Genomic DNA, 18,727 nt, shown 5'->3' on the forward strand with positions numbered 1-18,727 from the left:
CCCCGCTCAACCAATGATAATCGACAATAATCAAGGAAATCGATCATGACAGGTCTGAAATACAGTTACTTTCAGCTTACGTTTGGCCAGGAGGAGGCGTATCTTCATCCGGAACGGACCTATCGACGACTCCAGCGTTTGGGCTATGACGCCATCGAGATTTGTCCTCCCAAGGGCCGCTATGGGCTCGGTGTTTCCATGGAGGATTACGTTGAGACCCACAAACAGCTCAAGGCCGACTTCGGGCTACAGGTTTCCTGTATCAACGAATGCTGGGGCGAGATGTGGGATCCCTACACGCCCAACTACAAGACGTTGACCGAAAAAAAGACGGCCGATCTGGCCGTTGCCGAGACTCGTTCGACCATCGATTTTGCCGCAGAACTGGACGCGCCGTTCGTTACCATTGCCGTGGCCATTCACGATCAGATTACACGGGAAAACGTGACGGACGCCACGGCAATTGCCATCGATGCGCTGCAGCGTGCCGCGGATTACGCGCGCATGCGCAATGTCAACCTGGTGTTTGAGGCTACCAACCATCTTGAGATGGGAAAGTTCGTCAATACGGCGCTGAACCACAAGCGCATGATCGCCCTGACCGGCCGCGACAACATCGGCATCCAGCTGGATTGGTTTCATGTCAATCTGGAGGAGCTGAATCCCTACGAGGCGGTCATCGATGCCCAACCCTTGCTATGGCACATGCACTTCCGCGATTCCAACTCACTGACCCCTGGCTACGGAAAAACCGATTTCAAGGCGGTGATGCGGGCTCTGTTGAAGACAGGATATGACGGCTATTGCACCATCGAAAGCGCACCGATGATTCCTGATCCCGACACTGCTGCCAGAGATGGCATTGAATACCTGAAGTTCGCGGAGCGTATCGCCTGTTATCAGATTAGTCCTGAGTTCCCCAACGGTTACAGTCTACCCGATAGACACTCAATCAACTTTGAATATGGAGGAGATATTCCCAGTGGAAAGCAATGAAATCCTCGAATTGGCTCGAAATCAGGTTCGGGCCGAGGGCGAAGTATTGACCGAATTGGCCGATCAGCTTGACGAGTCCTTTGTCAAAGCCGTGGTGATGGTCGCCGAGTGCCCGGGAAACATCCTGGTCAGCGGAGCAGGTACCTCTGGTGCGATGGCCCGCCGGCTGGCACACCTGCTGGCGACTTGTGGGATGCCGGCCTTTTACCAGCATCCAGGTGAGGCGTTGCACGGTCCATCCGCCATGATCACCGATGGCGATCTGGTTATCGCCTTCTCCAAGGCTGGCAAGAGTGCCGAACTCAACGAGTTCATCCGAGTTGCCAGGGAGCGGGGAGCCAAGGCAATGGCCTGGACGTGGGAGCCCGATTCTCCATTGGGCCAAATGAGTGATCTTGTGCTGCTTGTCCGCCCCGATGAGCGAGGCGAGGGTGAAGGAGTGCTGCCCTTTGGCAGCTCTCTGGCCAACGGTGTGGTCGGCGACGCACTGACGTTGGCGGCCAAGCGTATGCGCGATTTCGACCTGCGCACGCTGGTGCAGACTCATCCCAGTGGCGCCACTTCGGAGTTGGTTCGCTGAGCTGGTTTTACTTCCTTCATGATCATCGAGGGACAAATACCGTGATGACTGGCAGAAGGTCACAACTTGGCTGTTATTCCGTTGAGTATCCCCAGGTGCGAGTGTCGATGGTCGGACCCGCTGAATGCCTGGGGATTCTGCTGTCAACGACCTGACGATTATTCAAGGAGTCAAAAAAGGTGAATGCTGCATTCTTGGTAGGAGCACGGGAGTTTGTTGTAAAGGATATCCCAGATCCCGTAGTGCCGGATGACGGGCTGCTGATGGAGGTCAAGGCGTGTGGTGTCTGCGGTTCCGATATCCGGCGATGGAAAGAAGGCCCGCCGGTCGGTGTCGATGCTATCATACCGGGACATGAGGTGGCCGGGCAGGTGCTCGCGGTTGGCAAGGATGTGCTAGGTTATACCCCGGGAGATCGACTGGCGATTGCGCCGGATATTCACTGCGATCGTTGCTACTATTGCCATCGGGGGTTGTACAACCTGTGCGACAACCTGCGGCTGGTTGGAATCACGCCCGGTTATCCAGGTGGATTCGCCGAAAAGATGGTCCTGACGGGCGAGATCCTGGCGCGGGGCATTGTACACCACATGCCCGATGGAATGTCCTATCCCGAGGGCGCGCTGGCCGAGACGCTCTCCTCGGTTCTGGCTTCACATCACAATGCAGGTACCAGTCTGGACGATGTAGTGGTTGTCATGGGCGCCGGTCCCATCGGCTGTCTTCACATTTCGGTGGCCAAGGCGCGCGGTGCCCAGGTAGTTGTTTCCGAGCCCAGCGAGAACCGACGGGAAATTGTACAGCGTTTCGAGCCTGATGCTGTGGTCGATCCTTTCAACGAGGACCTGGTAGCCTTTGTCAGGGACTGGACCGATGGCCTGGGAGCAAGCATCACGGTCTGTGCAAACCCTATCGCTGCGACCCAGACCCAGGCGGTAGAACTGACCCGGAAGGCTGGCCAGATCGTTCTATTCGGTGGCCTGCCCAAGGCCAATCCTATGACGACCCTGGATGGCAATAGAATCCACTATGGCGAACAGATCGTGGTGGGTGCCTTTTCCTATCATCCCACCATGCATGAGTCGGCTTTGAACTTGCTTCACCGAAAGGTCATTGCGGCCGAACGATTGATCACCCATACCATGCCGTTGGAACAGGTCGGTGAGGCTTTCGAAAAAGCAGCCAGTGGCGGGGGGCTGAAGGTTATCGTCACTCCGTAACCTATGATGACAGCGGGAGTCCACGAACAGTTGTTCCCTTGACGAAACGGACCGGGCAATCAGAATTCACAATGAGGTGAGAACATGAGTGATCAAACAATTCCCCAAACCATGGGCCAGCAGTACGGCCGGCGTTCCTGGGCAGAGCCCTGGAAGATTAAAATGGTAGAGCCAATCAGCATTCCATCGCGCAGCGTTCGGCAGCAGGCCATCGAGGATGCGGGTTACAATACCTTCCTGTTGCGATCGGATCAGGTATATATCGATTTGCTCACCGACAGCGGCACCAGTGCCATGAGTGATCGCCAGTGGGCGGGACTGATGCTGGGCGACGAGGCCTACGCCGGCAGCCGCAATTTCTATCACCTGGAAGACGCCATTCAGTCGACCTACGGGTATGCCTACATTGTGCCTACTCATCAGGGACGAGGGGCGGAGCATCTGATCAGTAAGGCGCTGATTCAACCAGGAGACTTTATTCCAGGCAACATGTATTTTACCACCACGCGCCTGCACCAGGAGTTAGCGGGAGGCACCTTCGTGGACGTCATCATCGACGAGGCCCATGACCCGAGCAGTTTGCATCCCTTCAAGGGAAATGTTGACATGGACAAGCTCAAAGCCCTCATCGAACGAGTTGGCGCCGAGAAGATCCCCTACGTCAGTCTGGCCGGAACCGTCAATATGGCCGGGGGGCAACCGGTGAGCATGGCCAATGTGAGGGCGCTGCGCGAGCTGTGCGACAACCATGATATTCGCATCTACCTGGACGCGACGCGCATGGCCGAGAACTGCTTTTTCATCCAGGAGCGGGAATCAGGTTACTCCGACAAGCCAATCGCCGCCATCCTCAAGGAGTTTTGTAGCTTTACCGATGGCGCCTGGATGAGCGCCAAGAAGGACAACCTGGTCAACATCGGCGGCTGGCTGGCGGTCAACGATCACGAGGTCTTTGACCGGGCCCGCAACATGGTGGTGATCTATGAGGGACTCCATACCTACGGCGGCATGGCGGGCCGCGATATGGAAGCCCTGGCGATCGGCATCCGGGAGTCGGTGCAGGATGACCACATGCAGGCTCGCATCGGCCAGGTCCGTTATCTGGGTGGTCTTCTGATCGATTGGGGAATTCCCATCGTTCAGCCTGTTGGCGGACATGCCGTTTTTTTGGACGCTAAACGCATTTATCCCCACATTGCGCAGGATCGATTTCCCGCGCAAACCCTGGCGGCTCAGTTGTACCTCGATTCCGGTGTCAGATCGATGGAGCGGGGGAATGTTAGTGCCGGTCGCGATCCGCAGACTGGCGACCATCGCTATCCGGCGTTGGAACTGGTGCGCCTGACTATTCCTCGTCGCGTTTACACGCAGGCACACATGGATGTAACTGCTGAGGCGGTCAAGGCAGTTTTCGATGCCCGCAAGCATACCACCGGCATGACGATGGTTTATGAACCCGAATACCTGCGCTTCTTCCAGGCCAGGTTCGAGCCCATTGCTCCGCCGACGATCCAGGCCGGCACCAAAGATGAGGTCCTGGCACCGGCTTAGCCGTCACGAAGGCCATTGAAATCCTGCAATCCGGGCTGCGTTGCGGCTGGCGCGATGCAGCCCAGTCTGGTATTGGGGGGAAAGATACCAGACTGGGCCACAATGGGATCAAGTTTACCACACTCTTGGCAAATTGGGAAACTCGGAGTCAAGCGATTCCAGAGTTTGTCGAAATGTCTCCCTCAGCCTCATCCGGTTTTCTGACGCCGCCCACCAGCTCTTCCTTCAAGGCCTGCAAGCCGGCCCAATCTCGTTTGGCTGCCAGACGGGCCTGGCGCGGCCAGCTATCGGGATTCGCCATTTGGTAGGGGGAACCGGCCTCGTTCAACAGTGCCTTCAGGTCCGTTATCTCACTGTCCGCCAACTGTTCGAAGGTCACGATGCCGCCGTCGTTCAGTAGAGCCATGATTTTGGGGCCAATCCCCTCGATCACGGCGAGGTCCTCATCCTCGACCGGGTCGCCCTCAGAGTAGCGAGCATCTGCGGCGGTTTCCAGTGCGGTAATTTGGACCACCAATGCTTTTTTCTGCACTGTGGCGTCGCTCAACTTTTCCTGAGTCATCTCCAGGTCGACGACAGCCCTTGCCAGTTCGGCAGCCAATGTGTTCACAACGACCTGGTAACCACGTCTGAATTCGGTCAACTGGGAATCGAGCATTGCAATATTGAGATCAGCATTGCTTAACGCACCGCTCAGATACTCGTTTTCGGCCGTGCAAGCCATCAGATCTTGCTCCCGTTTCTCCAGAAGGCTTCGCAGGGATTCCGACCGATTGGCAGCCAGCAGTTGGGAGCGAAGCGCATCGATGTCCGCTCCAGTTTTTGCCAGTTCCCCGCTCAAGCTGTCAATATTGGCAAGCTGTGTTGCCAGATCATCGTCAGGGATGGCGGTTTGGCTGGGTTTTGTTGCCTGGTCCGGTTGCGTCTTAACCGGGCTCTGGTGGGTTGCAGCAGCCGTGGCGGCAAAAGTTTCAGCTGCTGGCGGGCTCGCAACGCCTCTTGTATCGCCTTGAGGGTCAGCTGAAACGCCGCGCGTCGCCGAAAGCTGCGCCAGTTGTTGTTTCTGTTCCGCCAATTGCCCGCGCAGTATCTTGAAATCATCCTGGGCATCGGCGATTTGTTTGCGCAGTTGCGCCTCTGTCGTCCTGGCCTGCTCCAGTTTTCCTCGCCAATAGAGCCATGCAATGATCAAACCGACGACCAGGCCAATAAAAGAGCCAATTAACAGACTTTGCCAATCCATCCTTTCTCCTCCTTCGTTCTACAAAAAAAGCGCCGACAAGGTAGGCGGTACAAGTTGGTGGTAAACCTGTGCCTGGCGGTTTGCTATGCGGGGCCATTCTAAACTCTGCGACCGCTCGTGTCAAGACCAGCTGAATCAGGGCAGCGCAGGCCATATCGGTTCGGTCAGCAGGAACAGCTTGAACCAACCCGTTTGGCGAAAGCCCAGAGCCTCGTAAGCGCGCCGGGCAGCTCGATTTTCGTTGCCCGTGAAAAGAATCGCTTGCGGTACGCCCTGCTGCCGGGCTTCCAGGAGAGAAGCCGCCACGACCGCTCTGGCATAGCCCCGACAACGTAACGGCGGTGGGGTGAAAACGCCACCAATCTGAACGGCCTCGTTGATGGACGCGTTGAACGCCGAGCAGGAGACTGGCTCGCCATCGACCTGCAGAACCCATAGTTGCCGTGATAGTATGTAGTGCTGAATGGACTGCCGGCAGGCTTCCCTCAGTTCCGGTGTATCGCTGTCGCCAAGATTCTCCAGCGAATAGGCGATACGCCAGCGGGTCATCAGCTCTTCATCGCCGGGCTCGATCCGCCGCGCGACGACTTCTGGCTGCTTGAGTCCTTGAGGCAGCACCAGGTCCGACAAGGAGAGGTGATAGAGAGATTCTGTTTCGTGAAGCTTGGCCAGGGTCGGGTCGATACTCAATGTCTCAACTATCATGTCGACCTGGCCAGCTGGTCCCAGCACACCGTACACCGGCCGGCCGCTCGCTCTTAACAGCGTTTCGAGTAATGGTTCCAGGTGGGAGGGCGCCTGGGGAATGATATTGCCATTCCAGTAGTGGGCGATGACACCGGTCAAGGTATCATCTTTGAAGACGCCGGCGTAGGTTCCACTGAAACGACTTCCGTCGTCCTTCAGCCCGCTGGACCTGGCATTTCCGATTAGAAACATGGAGGAAGCAAGGTGGGAAGCCAGAAACCGCTCCAGCGCCTGATAGTCATTTTGGCCGAGAAGTCGAATGCCCGGGTCTGTCATGTAGCAATTCTCAATATGCCTGGAAGTGCCCTGTCATTGGTATTGCTGTAGAATGGCCACGACCTCTGCATGGCCTTTCTCCCGGGCTATTGCCAGTGGTGTGTTCCCACCAAAGTCCTGCACTTCCGCCAGGGCGCCGCTCGATAGCAGCCAGCGCGCCATTTCCGGCTGGTCGAACAGGGCAGTGCCATGAAGTGCAGTTAAGGTGCCGTTCCCGGCATTTGGATCAGCGCCCTTTTCCAGGAGCAACTCCGCTACGCCCGTCTCGGCATGGATCATGGGATAGTAGAGAACAGGAATCCCGTGGGCACCGGTTGCCTGAACGAGTCCGGGATCAGCTTCAAGAGCCTTTTTGATATCGTCGACGCGGCCCAGCATAGCAGCCGTGCAGATGTCGAGGTGTGCGCCTTTCTTTCTCAGATAGTCGACGATATCGCGCCGGCCCATCTGGGCAGCCGCTTCGATCGGCGTCTCACCCCAACGGGCACTGGCATTGACCAGTTCGGGGTGGTCGGTCAACATTCGCTCGACTCTTTCGAAATTGCCGTGGGCAGCACCGACGAGTTCGTCGATCAGTTCCTGTTCAGCCATTGGGGATCAAGTCCTTCCACTCTGATCCTGTTTAACGCGTTGCCGACGACTTCCCGGGCTTCCGCCGCCAGCTGGATCGGATCATCATCGGGTTTCGGTTGGATTTCCGCTAACGGAATGAGCCACACCCGGCTGGTATCTTGCTCGACGATGCGCCGTATGGTTGTCATCAGGCTTTCATCCCGGCTGTGCCAGGTCATCGCCTCCGTATCTTCGTAGTGGATTGCGCATAACAGATAGGGCGCGCCGGAATCGATGGCGATCTCGAAAACGCCGTAGCGAAAGGGCAACAGGGTGTCTTCAGGATTGCGGGTTCCTTCGGGGAAGATGACGAGCGGGGGATACTGTTTGTCCCGGATTTTTGCTGCGATCGTGCGGCGAACATTCGCCCGCTGGGACTTGTCGCTTCGATCCAGGAAAATGGTTCCTGTAGCCGTCGCGATCCGGCCGATGAGAGGATACTTTCGCACCTCAGCTTTTGACAGAAAACGCGTCGGCAGCAAGTAGCTCATCACCAGGGTGTCGAAAAAGGAAATATGGTTCGGAAAGATAAATCCGTGATGTTCGATAACCCTTTGGGGGTCGTCGCAAACAAACCGAATTCCCAGGGCACGCATCAATGGGCGAACACCCAGGGAGAAACACCAGGCAGAGACAGGGATTCCACGAATCTCGATGGGAACCCATGCCAGAAGCGTTGTTCCAAGAGCGATTCCCATCACCATAGTGGCTGCTGCCGCCATGCGCAGCAATCCGCGCAGGGTTTTCATGATTCCGACCTGGCAAGCAGGGCGAGCCAGTCGAGGTTCTCGACCGTTTTGCCCATTCCATGATCGTCGTCGACGATGTTGAAGCTCAGATTCTCAAAGATCTGTCGCGCGATCTCCTGGGTCGACTGTAGCGGAACGACCTCATCCTGCCGGCCGTGAAAAATGATAGTGGGGATCTCCACTGAATGGCGGTGCCCGTTGGGAAGCCAGGGAAGCGCGGGGGCGAACAAAACCAGTTTTTCTACCTGCCTGGATTGGTGAATGGCGTACTCCGTTGCCATGAGGCCGCCAAGGCTCGATCCTATCAGGGTCCAGCCGGTGGTTGTGCCGATGACCTGGCTCAATTTGACCATTCGTTGGTCGAATTCTCCCGGGAAGTCGGGAATGAGCATGTCAGGAAACGCTTGCCGCAACAACGTGGCTTTGTAGCCCTGGCTGCTGCCCATCAAGCCATGGATAAAAAGAAGGCGGGATTGATCGATCATTGTTGTCATAGTTCAAATAGGAGCGTTAGGACCTGGAGCGGCGGGAAGGTCGTCAGCACGGGTCCAGCGGAAAGTATAACACGTGAACGTATGTCATACAAACCGAATGGCAAAGACTTTCGAAAAACTCAAAAAAGCACCTGGGAGATGTTGATCAATCGCTGTCCTCAGCGAAAAGCGCAAGTTGTCCCGTCGGTTTGCCGAGCTGTTGGGCGCCAACGCCGAGCAGACGAACCGGACGGCCAATCTGCCAATTGCGTTCCAGCAACACAAGGGCGACCCGGTAGATCTCCCGCGCATCGCTGGTTGGCACCTCAAGACTCATCTGACGGGTAAGGGTGGTGAAGTCGCTGTAACGGATCTTGATGGCAATGGTGCCGGCGGCCGTGCTCTTCTTCTGCAAATAGCTTGCCACCCTTTGGCTCATGCGCCATAACTGTCGTTTGAGGTCGATCAACTCCACCAGGTCTTTTGAGAAGGTTCGCTCCTGGCTGATCGATTTTCGCTCCCGGGCGGTGATCACCTGTCGGGTGTCGATTCCCTGAGCGCGGCGAAGCATTTCGGGACCATGTTTGCCAAATGCTGTCTGCAACGCGGCTTCCGGCTGTATCGCCAGCTCACCCACTGTTGTCACGCCCATGGCCTCCAGGCGCTCTGTCGTTACTGGACCGATACCCCAGAGGGCTCGCACGTGCAGGGGCGCCAGGAACGCAGGCTCATCGCCAGGGCGCACGACGGTCAACCCGCCCGGTTTTTCGTAATCGGAAGCGACTTTGGCAACCTGTTTGTTGCTGGCTACGCCCAAAGAGGCCGACAGGCCAATGTCGTTCTGGACCTGTCGCTGCAATTGCCGGGCGACCTGGATAGCTTCGTTCCAGTGCTGGAGTTGGTCGCTGATGTCAAGGAAAGCTTCGTCGATGCTAAGCTGTTCTACCTCGGGGGTGATTTCGTAGATGAGGGCCATGACCTTCGCCGAGTAGGTCCGATACAGGTTGTGCCGCGGCGGGAGCACGACGGCCTGTGGACACAGGGTGAGGGCGCGCGCCATGGGCATGGCTGAGCGGCAACCATGTGCCCGGGCCGGGTAGGAGGCTGCCGCCACCACGCCCCGCTGTTCCGGCCTGCCGCCCACCAGCACCGGCTTGCCTTCCAGCAATGGGTCTTCCAATATCTCGACGGCGGCAAAAAAGGCGTCGAGGTCGAGGTGCAAGATAGCGCGTGCCGTGTCGGTCAAAGATTCCTGTGATGCTCGCTGCTTGTTCATGCCGGATTGAATTCTAACGCCTTTTTGACTAACTCGCAATTGGCGTCAAGGCAGGGGAAGCACAACAGAAGGTTTTCTCGCGAATCCCGGCACTGGCACGATCGCTGGTTTTTTGGTAGAATGGCCCGGGAAAGGTAGTTTGCATTTACGAGAGCGTTTTAGATTTTGTAGACGCATTACCGTGCCTGGCAAAGTGAATCAATATCCACATTTTCCTGTCCGGAGGAGTTGTTATGGGTCCTGGCTTTCGGTTGCTTCTTGCAGTCATTTTGATCGCCCTGATCGGCTCGGTGTCTGTCGTTCAAGCGGGACCGAACCCTGTCGAGCCCGAGGATCAACTGCTGATACAGATATGGCTGCCCGATCCGGTCAAAGATGTCGTGGTTATGGCTGAGGGGCCTTTACTACCCCTGGCCCACGAGCCGGGTGAGCCCTCCTACCTTCTGGCGCGCATGTCGCCCGGAGATATTGACTGGTTAAAAGGGTCAGGTTATTCGTTTGAGGTGATTGACAGGGACGCTGCCGGAGCAAGCTATTGTATGGAAGATATGCGCGCTCCTGGCCGGGTTGTGCTGGAAGCAGCGCGTGAAGTGCTGCGAACCGATGATCGGGTGTTGTGGCGCCTGCCGGCCGAAACTGGCCCTTCCGATTGCACAGGTTGGGCATGGATGCTGCATCCCATTCGCCTGATTCCGCGTCGCGCGCCGGAGATTCCCTCCGATATCGGTCCTTTGCCCTTTGTCCAGGATATCCTCGGGATGATCGATCTTCCTCACATGATGGCCTATGCAGAGGAACTCAGCGGCGCGGCACCTGCCATAATTTACGGCGATCCCTACACCATCACGACACGGTACACCACCTCAGGCGTACCCATCGCCAAGGCCATCGATTACATGATCGAACGCCTGGAACGATTGGATCTGCCAGTGTCAACCCATACCTGGGATGTGACGAAACCCCCCAACATCATTGCCGAGAAGGCAGGTCGATCGCAAGAGGCAGGAATTTACATAATCTGTGCCCATCTCGACTCGAGAGCGCGGGGCTATCCCCACGACCCCGCCCCAGGCGCCGATGACAACGGCAGCGGTTCGGTTGCCGTTCTGGCTGCCGCCGAGGTGTTGGCTCCCTACACCTTCGATGCCACCATTCGTTTCATTTTGTTCACAGGGGAAGAGCAGGGATTGTATGGAAGCCGAGCCTATGCTAACATGGTACAGGATGAGGATATTCGCGCCGTGCTCAATATGGACATGATCGCATGGGACTCGGTTGGCGGACCCGAGATGGATCTCCATGCCCGAGACACCGTGCCTGGCAGCCTCGATATGGCCACATTGTTTGCAGATGTGGTAAGTGCTTATGGCCTGAACTTGACGCCGCAAATTATTCCCAACGGCGTCCCGGCCAGTGACCATTCGCCATTCTGGGATGAAGGTTTCCCGGCGATTCTGGCAATCGAGGATTATTTTGGTACCGGCGATTTCAATGCCTACTACCACACGGTGAATGATAAAACGATCTATTACAACCAGGCGTTTTTTGACCAGATGGTGAAGGGTTCAATTGCCACGTTCGGGCATCTGGTTGGCCCGCCCGTGGCCAGTTATTGGGCAGATCTTAGCTACGACGGCAAAGTGACCGTAGAAGATATAATGATGACTTCGAGGCGTTGGGGGGCAGAGATGGGCCAGTGGAACTACCATGTTGTGTATGACATCGATCGCAATGGTGTCGTGGACGCTGTCGATATCCAACTGATTGCGACCGAGTGGGGCTGGACGGAGAATCCATAAAAAGGGGGAACTATTCGATGAAGACCCATGCAAGGCTGGCACGGTGGAAGGCTGTGCTGGCAATCTCGCTATTGGTTGTTTTGGCGGTTGCGGGCTGCGGATCAAACCAGGACGTGACCGATGAGCCTGCCGGACAGGCAGCTCGAACCGATTACGGTTTTCCGGTGGCACAGTCCAGGGTTTCTGTTTCTGCGCTGCCCGATGAGGGGATGGATCCGTTTCTTGAGGCCATCGATGGCGCGCGGGATAATATCCGCCTCAAGGTTTATCTGATCACCGAAGATCGCGTCATAGACGCTCTTAGACGGGCCGCCTCGCGCGGCGTTGATACACGGGTGATGATCGAGCCAGAACCCCAGGGCGGCGGCGACAGCAACCGCGCGGCAAAAAACGAACTCGAGTCTGCCGGCGTCTATGTAAAGGATGCTCCCTCGACCTTTCGCATGTCCCATGAGAAGAGTCTGGTGTTAGATGGCAGCCGTGCCTGGATCATGACGCACAACCTGACCCATTCCTCGTTTTCGAAGAATCGAGAATACCAGGTGGTAGTAGATGATCCAACTCTGGTTGACGAAGTCAGCCGGGTCTTCGATGCCGACTGGGACCGGAAACGGGTGGATCTCGACCAGTCGCCACTGGTCTGGAGTCCTGATAACAGCCGCCAACGGCTCCGGGCCCTGATCGAAGGTGCCGAAAAGAGCCTGGACCTGGAGCAAACATCGGTACTGGATAACGACGTGGTGGCGTGGCTCATTGCCGCGGCCGAGCGGGGCGTGCGGGTCCGGTTGATCACGCCAGCCGTCACGGATCCTGACGACTGGGAATATGAGGATCTCAGCCGTCTCGCCGGCAATGGGGTGGCAGTCCGTTTTCTGGATGATCCCTACGTTCACGCCAAGACGATGGTGGCAGACGGCGCCGTTGCCTTCGTGGGCTCACAGAATCTGAGCGATTCTTCCCTGGATCAGAATCGCGAGTTGGGCATCATGTTTGACGATGCGGCGGCGGTCAACCGCCTTGCCAGCTATTTCGGACAGGACTGGAACCGGGCAGAGCCAATGGCAGGGTCCAGGTTGGACGTCCCTGAACCCAAGGCAGTCCTCCCACCCGCCAGCGGTGTTGTACCCTGGCGCGAGGCGGGAGACTATGTTGGCCAGACGATTACCGTGGCAGGGGTTGTTGTCGATGCCTACGACGCCGGGACGATCACTTTTCTGAATTTCGACCGGGACCGCACCTTCACCGTCGTAATCTTTGATGAAAATTATGATCGATTCCCCGCGCCACCCGCTGAACTTTATTTCGAGCAGCGCGTACTGGTAACCGGTGAGGTGGAATTGCATGACGGAGACCCGCAGATCGAGGTGAAACACCCGGACCAGATCGAAATTGAGGGTGGTTCATCCCAGGACAGGGCCAAGCCCAAGCCTGCGGCCACCAAACCCTCCAATGGAGCCATTCCGTGGCAGGAAGCAGGAGACCATGTTGGCCAGAAGATTTCGGTCGAAGGCGTTGTGGTAGATTCCTACGACGCCGGGACGATCACCTTCCTGAACTTCGATGAGGATCGCACCTTCACTGTTGTGATCTTTGACGATAATTACGATCGATTCCCTGAATCACCTGAAGACCTTTACTATAAGAAGCGCATCCTGGTGACGGGTGAGGTCGAGCTACACGATGGAGACCCGCAGATCGAGGTCGAACATCCGGACCAGATCGAAATCCTGGAAGACTTATCCCGCGACGGAGACAAACCGGCCGCGACGATCCCCTCCAATGGGCTCGTTTCGTGGAAGGACGCAACCAACTATATCGGCCGCAGGGTGACCCTGGAGGGCGAGGTAGTTCGTAGCTACAATAGTGGAAAGGTCGCTTTTCTCAACTTCGCCGAAAACTATAAGGACACGTTATCCGTAGTGATATTTGCCAGCGACTTCGCAAAGTGGCCTGAAGCGCCGGAGGACTTTTACCTGGGAAAGCATATCCACGTGCAGGGCAAGGTCAAGGAATACCGCGGTGCGCCTGAGGTGATCGTTGAAGCGCCAGGACAGATCGAGGTGATCGGCACATCACAGTCAGCAGATTCGGCAACGCCTGCGACCGGCCCGCCAATTTCATGGGAGCAGGCGGGTGCCCACGATGGCGAGCAAGTCACCGTTGCAGGCACGGTGATTGACAGCTACAAGTCGGATACCGTTATACTGCTCAATTTCAGCCCGAGCCGGGAGGCGTTCAAAGCCGTGATTTTTGAACGCAACTGGCATAAATGGGGTGAAACCCCGGATCGAGCATTGCTTGGGCGGGACGTTCTGGTATCTGGCAAGATTCAGCTGTATAAAGGGGTTCCGGAGATTGTCGTGAATAGTCCCTATCAACTGGAGATACTCGATTAGATGGCCAACCAGAAAGCGGTTTTTTTCGGCCTGAGGGAGGGCATTTGACAGGTGTGATACCGATCATTGACGACATCTCAGTTGCTGAAGAATCGATCCTCCGGCGCGCCGGCTGGGATGAGCAAAAACTGCCCCCGGCGTTGCTTGACGGGATTGAAAGCATCTTTGGGGAAAGGTTGACACCGGAAGAAGCAGTGGACCGCGTTCTGGCCGACGTGCGCCTTCGGGGTGACGCGGCGTTGCGTGATTGGTCTCAACGAATCGATGGTGCAAGCCCGGAGGAGTTCTCGGTGCCGGAGGTTGAGATCGAGCATGCCGTGGCTGGTCTGGCACCCGATATGCTTGAGGCTTTGACTATCGCGGCGGATCGCGTCGAGGCCTTTCACAGGAAGCAACCGATTGGATCGTGGATGGACGTCACGCCCGGCGGCACATTGGGTCAGCTCGTGCGGCCGCTTCGCCGTGTTGGCGTCTACGTTCCGGCCGGCACGGCGCCGCTGCCGTCGTCTCTACTGCATACGGCGATTCCGGCTCGGGTGGCCGGCGTGCCTGAGATCATCGTATGTACCCCTCTTGACCGCGCTACGGGCAAGGTTGCTCCGTTGACCCTGGCGGCGGCCCACATTGTGGGCGCCCAGGCTATCTATCGCCTGGGGGGTGCCCAGGCAATAGGCGCCATGGCCTATGGCACCGAATCGCTGCCCCGGGTGGATAAAGTGGTTGGACCCGGCGGGCTGTTCGTTACACTGGCCAAACGTCAGGTGTTTGGCCAGGTCGGTATCGACGGTCTGCCCGGACCCACGGAGACCCTGGTGATCGCCGATGAGACGGCCAGCCCTGCTCTGGTGGCGGCCGATCTGCTGGCGCAGGCGGAGCATGATGTCATCGCTTCCGCGATTTTGCTCACGCCGTCAAAGGACCTTGCTGCTCGTGTCCAGGTGGAAGTATCCCGGCAGCTGGACAATCTAAGCCGCGCCGACATCGCTGCTGCTTCGCTGGCGGCCCGCGGTGGCATCGTGATAACGGGCGATCTGACTCAGGCTATTGATCTCGCCAACGATTTCGCGCCCGAGCACCTCTGTCTGCTGGTCGCAGACCCCTGGGCGCTGGTCGGCAGGATCGAAAACGCGGGTGGTATTTTCGTCGGCGAACACAGTTTTGAGGTCCTGGGTGATTATGTGGCAGGTCCCAGTCATGTGATGCCCACCGAGGGCACGGCTCGCTTCGCCAGCCCGGTCAGCGTCGCTGATTTCGTCAAGCGCATCAGTCTGATTGCCCTGGAGCCGGCGGAAGGGCAGCGCCTCAGCGGTCCGGCGGCGCTGTTGGCGGACGGTGAGGGTCTGACCGCCCATGCTGCGGCCGCCCGGGCGCGCATGACGGGTCTGGATGCCTGAGTGCCGGACGAGAACCTTTTCGAGGAGTAGATACCTTGACCAGGATTACCAAAGCTGAAATTGACAGCCTCATGCGGCCCGAACTGGCTGCCCTGGAGCCGTATGTTCCCATCCATCCTTTCGAGGTGCTCAGCGGTCGGCTGGGCCGCGCGCCAGAGGATATCACCAAACTGGATGCCAACGAGAATCCATACGGCCCTTCGCCCCGCGTGATCGAGGCCCTGGCAAGCTATCGGTGGTATCAGGTGTATCCCGATTCCCAGAGTACCGCGCTTCGGACGGCGCTTTCCAGCACGCTGGATTTGCCCGTCGAAACCCTCATGGTTGGACACGGCGCCGATGAATTGGTCGATCTCGTTTGTCGGCTTTTCCTGTCACCGGGCGATTCGCTGCTCGATTGCCCGCCGACCTTTGGCATGTACCGCTTTGACGCGGCCATCAACGGCGCTCAGATCGTCGACGTGCCCCGCAAGGCTGATTTCAGCCTGAATGTGAAAGACATCGTCGATGCCATCGCAGCGAAGCGGCCCAAGCTGCTTTTTCTTTGTTCACCCAACAATCCGGACGGCGGTGTATTGGATCAGGATATCCTGGATACTTTGCTTGAACTGCCTATTGTGGTCATCGTCGACGAAGCCTATGTTGACTTTTCAGACCTGGATGCCAGCTACATCCACCAGGTATCGAATCACAACAATCTGGTCGTGCTTCGAACTTTCAGCAAATGGGCAGGACTGGGCGGCCTGCGAGTCGGGTTCGGGGTTTTCCCGGAGGGGATCATCCGGCAGCTTTGGAAGATAAAACAGCCCTACAACGTCAATGTTGCTGGGACCCAGGCTGCCCTGGCGTCGCTGGAGGACAGGGTGGCTTTGTTGGAGAATGTAGCCCGTCTCGTGGCTCAGCGCCAAAGACTGGTCGTGGAATTGGACCGCTTCACATTCCTGGAAACCCATCCGGGCAGTCAGTCCAATTTTGTTCTCTGTCGGGTGATGGGTCGGGACGCCCGCCAACTCAAGCTCGATCTGGAACGGCAGGGTGTACTGGTCCGCTATTTTGCCCGGCCGGGCCTGGAAAACTGTATCAGGGTTTCGGCGGGTCGGCCATTGGATACAGATCGACTGCTCGCTGCATTGAACACTCTATCCCAGACCGCGCTATATTGACATAATGATATAGCGGCATAATGACATCGATATCCCTTCCTCCTGGAGTATAACCTATGCGAAACGCCGCGATCGAACGCATTACGGCAGAGACATCTATCGAGCTTGAGCTAACCATCGATGGCACTGGTGAGGCCGACATCAAAACGGGAATCGGCTTCTACGACCACATGTTGACCCTTTTTGCCTCCCATGGACTCTTTGACCTTCAAGTGCGTGCCGATGGCGATCTCCAAGTGGATGAACACCATACAGCCGAAGATGTAGCGATCTGTTTAGGTATGGCATTGGATGAAGCGCTGGCAGACCGCGCCGGAATCGTACGCACAGCACATGCCTATGTGCCTATGGACGAGGCTCTGGGATTCGTCGCCCTCGACCTGGGTGGACGTCCCTACTGCGTCTTTGAGGCGGATTGGCGGACGCCGAGATTGGGCTCGTTGGGTACCGACATGATCGGGCATATCATGGAGTCCTTTGCGATTCATGGACGTCTGAACCTGCATGCCCAGCTGTTATATGCCAGGAACGACCATCATGCCTGCGAGGCGCTTTTCAAAGCGCTGGGCCGTGCGCTCGACGCGGCAACACAGGTTGATCCCAGGCGGCAGGGCGTTCCATCCACGAAGGGTGTGTTGTAGGTGAAGACGGAAATAAATCGGGCTATCGAGCCGGCTGGCACGGCATCTTCTGAGGGGGAAATCTGTACAATCACCAGCGGCGAGTGGGCCCGCTGGGCCGGTGCGGTGGGCTATCGTGCCGACGTGCTGTCCGATATCCTGGTGGAGCGCCTGGTGTGGGGCCCGGAGATCGAGGCCGATTCGGGCGACTTCCAAGGCCTGAAGGGCCCGGGTTTCGTATGGTTTCGCTTTTGGGTACCTCGGGATCAACAGATTGTCGAGCGCTATTTCGACAACGAGGGCCGTTTGCTTGGCACCCGGGTAGACGTGTGCACACCGTTCACGGAGGATGCTGGAAACTGGGTTACCAGGGACCTTCAGCTTGACATATGGATCGACCCCGGGGGACGGGTCACGATGCGAAACGAGGTTGCTTTCGAAGAAACAACTACAGGTGGTAGTCTGTTGCCTGAGGAGGCAGATCAAGCTGAAGAGCACGTCAGGCGTCTCACGACCGGGATATTCCAGGGAAATTTCCCGCCGGCGCTGGTGCGCAACTGGCAGCTTGATCTCAAGAGCCTGATGGAGTCCATTAAACCATGATCGCCATCATTGACTATGGCATTGGCAACCTGCGCAGTGTCGAGAAGGCTCTCCATTTTGTGGGCGCGTCTGCGATCTTGACCAGTGACAGCGAACAGGTTCGGCAGGCATCCGGTGTAATCCTGCCTGGTGTTGGCGCCTTTGGCGCGTGTGCATCGGGCCTCGAGAATGCCGGTTTTGTCCCCATCGTCAAGGAATTAGCCGCCTTGGGCCGTCCCTTGCTCGGTATCTGCGTCGGCATGCAGTTGCTTTTTGACGACAGTGAGGAGATGGGTTATCATTCCGGCCTTGGTTTATTGCCGGGCAGTGTACGTCGTTTCAACGATGATTTTGAGGGCCCGGATGGACACATCTTAAAGGTGCCGCAGATTGGTTGGAACCAGCTCTGGCATAATGATACAGATGCGCTTTTGAAGGGTGTGGCGAGCGGTAGCTATGCTTACTTTGTGCACTCGTATTACTGCGACCCCCGAGATTCCTCGGCCATCATCGCCCGGACCGATTATGGCATCGATTACGCTTCTGTGGTCAGGAAGCCGGCTGGCGACGTCTGGGGAGTGCAGTTCCATCCTGAGAAGAGCCACGACGTTGGACTTCAGATCCTGCGTAATTTCGTAGATATTGTGGAGATAGGAGAATCGACAGGTGACGGCAACTGAGCACCCTCGCATGAAACGGGAACGGCGAACCATTGGGGTGATGGTCGCCATTTACTGCCGCCAAAACCACGGGAACAAGGGGCAATTATGCGCTGAGTGCTCTGAACTCCAGGAGTACGCATTGCTGCGGCTCGACAAATGTCCCTTTCAGGAGGAGAAAACGACCTGTGCCAACTGCGCGGTGCATTGTTACAAACCTGAGCGGCGGGAGCAGATTCGTGAGGTCATGCGCTTCGCTGGGCCCCGCATGATCTGGCGACACCCCTACCTGGCGATGATGCATATTCTTGACGGGCGAAAGAAAGAGGCGGAACTACCGGCCCGCGCCAAAAAGCCGGCTTTAAAAGGTTGATCCCCAAATTTTTACGCG

18 protein-coding genes are annotated in these 18,727 nt (G+C 57.2%); 12 read left to right on the forward strand and 6 right to left on the reverse strand.

Going from position 1 to position 18,727, the window contains the following annotated elements:
• Nucleotides 1-45 precede the first annotated feature (45 nt).
• From U9R25_00555 to U9R25_00570, 4 genes are all read left to right on the forward strand, one after another.
• On the forward strand, nucleotides 46-996 hold the full coding sequence (locus U9R25_00555) for a sugar phosphate isomerase/epimerase family protein (GenBank protein ID MEA3334370.1): 951 nt from the start codon (nucleotides 46-48) through the stop codon (nucleotides 994-996).
• Nucleotides 983-1,576, forward strand: coding sequence for an SIS domain-containing protein (locus U9R25_00560; protein ID MEA3334371.1), 594 nt, complete (start codon nucleotides 983-985; stop codon nucleotides 1,574-1,576). The genes U9R25_00555 and U9R25_00560 overlap by 14 nt, the downstream gene beginning before the upstream one ends.
• A 179-nt stretch (nucleotides 1,577-1,755) precedes the next feature.
• Nucleotides 1,756-2,796: an alcohol dehydrogenase catalytic domain-containing protein gene (locus U9R25_00565; protein MEA3334372.1), complete on the forward strand. Its 1,041-nt coding sequence runs from the start codon at nucleotides 1,756-1,758 to the stop codon at nucleotides 2,794-2,796.
• 84 nt (nucleotides 2,797-2,880) lie between these two features.
• Nucleotides 2,881-4,347 carry a tyrosine phenol-lyase gene (locus U9R25_00570; protein ID MEA3334373.1) on the forward strand — a complete coding sequence of 489 codons (1,467 nt, stop codon included), beginning with the start codon at nucleotides 2,881-2,883 and terminating at the stop codon, nucleotides 4,345-4,347.
• Between the two features lie 148 nt (nucleotides 4,348-4,495).
• Here U9R25_00570 and U9R25_00575 read toward each other — a convergent pair whose 3' ends face one another.
• The 6 genes from U9R25_00575 to U9R25_00600 all read right to left on the reverse strand — a co-directional run bounded on the left by U9R25_00575 (nucleotide 4,496) and on the right by U9R25_00600 (nucleotide 9,723).
• Nucleotides 4,496-5,590 (reverse strand): hypothetical protein, encoded by a 1,095-nt coding sequence (locus U9R25_00575; protein ID MEA3334374.1) that lies wholly within the window; start codon nucleotides 5,588-5,590, stop codon nucleotides 4,496-4,498.
• A gap of 135 nt (nucleotides 5,591-5,725) precedes the next feature.
• Nucleotides 5,726-6,613, reverse strand: a complete 888-nt coding sequence (locus tag U9R25_00580; GenBank protein ID MEA3334375.1) for a GNAT family N-acetyltransferase — start codon at nucleotides 6,611-6,613, stop codon at nucleotides 5,726-5,728.
• 33 nt (nucleotides 6,614-6,646) lie between these two features.
• Nucleotides 6,647-7,204, reverse strand: a complete 558-nt coding sequence (locus U9R25_00585; GenBank protein MEA3334376.1) for an ankyrin repeat domain-containing protein — start codon at nucleotides 7,202-7,204, stop codon at nucleotides 6,647-6,649.
• A complete protein-coding gene (locus U9R25_00590) occupies nucleotides 7,186-7,974 on the reverse strand; it encodes a lysophospholipid acyltransferase family protein (GenBank protein ID MEA3334377.1) in 789 nt (262 codons plus the stop codon). Before U9R25_00590 ends, U9R25_00585 begins: the two co-directional genes overlap by 19 nt.
• Nucleotides 7,971-8,459, reverse strand: a complete 489-nt coding sequence (locus U9R25_00595) for a YqiA/YcfP family alpha/beta fold hydrolase (protein ID MEA3334378.1) — start codon at nucleotides 8,457-8,459, stop codon at nucleotides 7,971-7,973. Before U9R25_00595 ends, U9R25_00590 begins: the two co-directional genes overlap by 4 nt.
• Before the next feature lie 154 nt (nucleotides 8,460-8,613).
• A complete protein-coding gene (locus U9R25_00600; protein MEA3334379.1) occupies nucleotides 8,614-9,723 on the reverse strand; it encodes a DNA polymerase IV in 1,110 nt (369 codons plus the stop codon).
• 233 nt (nucleotides 9,724-9,956) lie between these two features.
• On the opposite strand from U9R25_00600, the gene U9R25_00605 reads away from it, so the two are divergent.
• Genes U9R25_00605 through U9R25_00640 form a run of 8 tightly spaced genes read left to right on the forward strand, consistent with a single transcriptional unit; the run spans nucleotide 9,957 to nucleotide 18,709 of the window.
• On the forward strand, nucleotides 9,957-11,522 hold the full coding sequence (locus U9R25_00605; GenBank protein MEA3334380.1) for a M20/M25/M40 family metallo-hydrolase: 1,566 nt from the start codon (nucleotides 9,957-9,959) through the stop codon (nucleotides 11,520-11,522).
• Between the two features lie 17 nt (nucleotides 11,523-11,539).
• Entirely contained in the window at nucleotides 11,540-13,918 is a 2,379-nt protein-coding gene (locus tag U9R25_00610) for a phospholipase D-like domain-containing protein (GenBank protein ID MEA3334381.1), read from the forward strand.
• A gap of 53 nt (nucleotides 13,919-13,971) precedes the next feature.
• The gene (hisD, locus tag U9R25_00615) at nucleotides 13,972-15,312 is read left to right on the forward strand and encodes a histidinol dehydrogenase (protein MEA3334382.1); all 1,341 of its coding nucleotides are present in this window, start codon (nucleotides 13,972-13,974) and stop codon (nucleotides 15,310-15,312) included.
• A gap of 35 nt (nucleotides 15,313-15,347) precedes the next feature.
• A complete protein-coding gene (gene hisC / locus U9R25_00620; protein ID MEA3334383.1) occupies nucleotides 15,348-16,475 on the forward strand; it encodes a histidinol-phosphate transaminase in 1,128 nt (375 codons plus the stop codon).
• Between the two features lie 56 nt (nucleotides 16,476-16,531).
• Entirely contained in the window at nucleotides 16,532-17,116 is a 585-nt protein-coding gene (gene hisB, locus U9R25_00625; GenBank protein MEA3334384.1) for an imidazoleglycerol-phosphate dehydratase HisB, read from the forward strand.
• On the forward strand, nucleotides 17,117-17,698 hold the full coding sequence (locus U9R25_00630) for a DUF402 domain-containing protein (protein MEA3334385.1): 582 nt from the start codon (nucleotides 17,117-17,119) through the stop codon (nucleotides 17,696-17,698).
• A complete protein-coding gene (gene hisH, locus U9R25_00635; protein MEA3334386.1) occupies nucleotides 17,695-18,357 on the forward strand; it encodes an imidazole glycerol phosphate synthase subunit HisH in 663 nt (220 codons plus the stop codon). The genes U9R25_00630 and hisH overlap by 4 nt, the downstream gene beginning before the upstream one ends.
• On the forward strand, nucleotides 18,344-18,709 hold the full coding sequence (locus U9R25_00640; protein MEA3334387.1) for a nitrous oxide-stimulated promoter family protein: 366 nt from the start codon (nucleotides 18,344-18,346) through the stop codon (nucleotides 18,707-18,709). Before hisH ends, U9R25_00640 begins: the two co-directional genes overlap by 14 nt.
• Nucleotides 18,710-18,727: the final 18 nt, after the last annotated feature.

The organism is Chloroflexota bacterium, from assembly GCA_034717495.1.
In the GTDB taxonomy this organism is placed as follows: Bacteria; Chloroflexota; Anaerolineae; order JAAEKA01; family JAAEKA01; genus JAYELL01.

Coding starts and splice junctions, on each gene's coding strand:
- U9R25_00585 (MEA3334376.1), bottom strand. CDS start 7,204: ATGGCTGAACAGGAACTGATCGACGAACTCGTCGGTGCTGCCCACGGC.
- U9R25_00575 (MEA3334374.1), bottom strand. CDS start 5,590: ATGGATTGGCAAAGTCTGTTAATTGGCTCTTTTATTGGCCTGGTCGTC.
- U9R25_00570 (MEA3334373.1), top strand. CDS start 2,881: ATGAGTGATCAAACAATTCCCCAAACCATGGGCCAGCAGTACGGCCGG.
- U9R25_00590 (MEA3334377.1), bottom strand. CDS start 7,974: ATGAAAACCCTGCGCGGATTGCTGCGCATGGCGGCAGCAGCCACTATG.
- hisB (MEA3334384.1), top strand. CDS start 16,532: ATGCGAAACGCCGCGATCGAACGCATTACGGCAGAGACATCTATCGAG.
- U9R25_00610 (MEA3334381.1), top strand. CDS start 11,540: ATGAAGACCCATGCAAGGCTGGCACGGTGGAAGGCTGTGCTGGCAATC.
- U9R25_00600 (MEA3334379.1), bottom strand. CDS start 9,723: ATGAACAAGCAGCGAGCATCACAGGAATCTTTGACCGACACGGCACGC.
- U9R25_00580 (MEA3334375.1), bottom strand. CDS start 6,613: ATGACAGACCCGGGCATTCGACTTCTCGGCCAAAATGACTATCAGGCG.
- U9R25_00595 (MEA3334378.1), bottom strand. CDS start 8,459: ATGATCGATCAATCCCGCCTTCTTTTTATCCATGGCTTGATGGGCAGC.
- hisH (MEA3334386.1), top strand. CDS start 17,695: ATGATCGCCATCATTGACTATGGCATTGGCAACCTGCGCAGTGTCGAG.
- U9R25_00555 (MEA3334370.1), top strand. CDS start 46: ATGACAGGTCTGAAATACAGTTACTTTCAGCTTACGTTTGGCCAGGAG.
- U9R25_00605 (MEA3334380.1), top strand. CDS start 9,957: ATGGGTCCTGGCTTTCGGTTGCTTCTTGCAGTCATTTTGATCGCCCTG.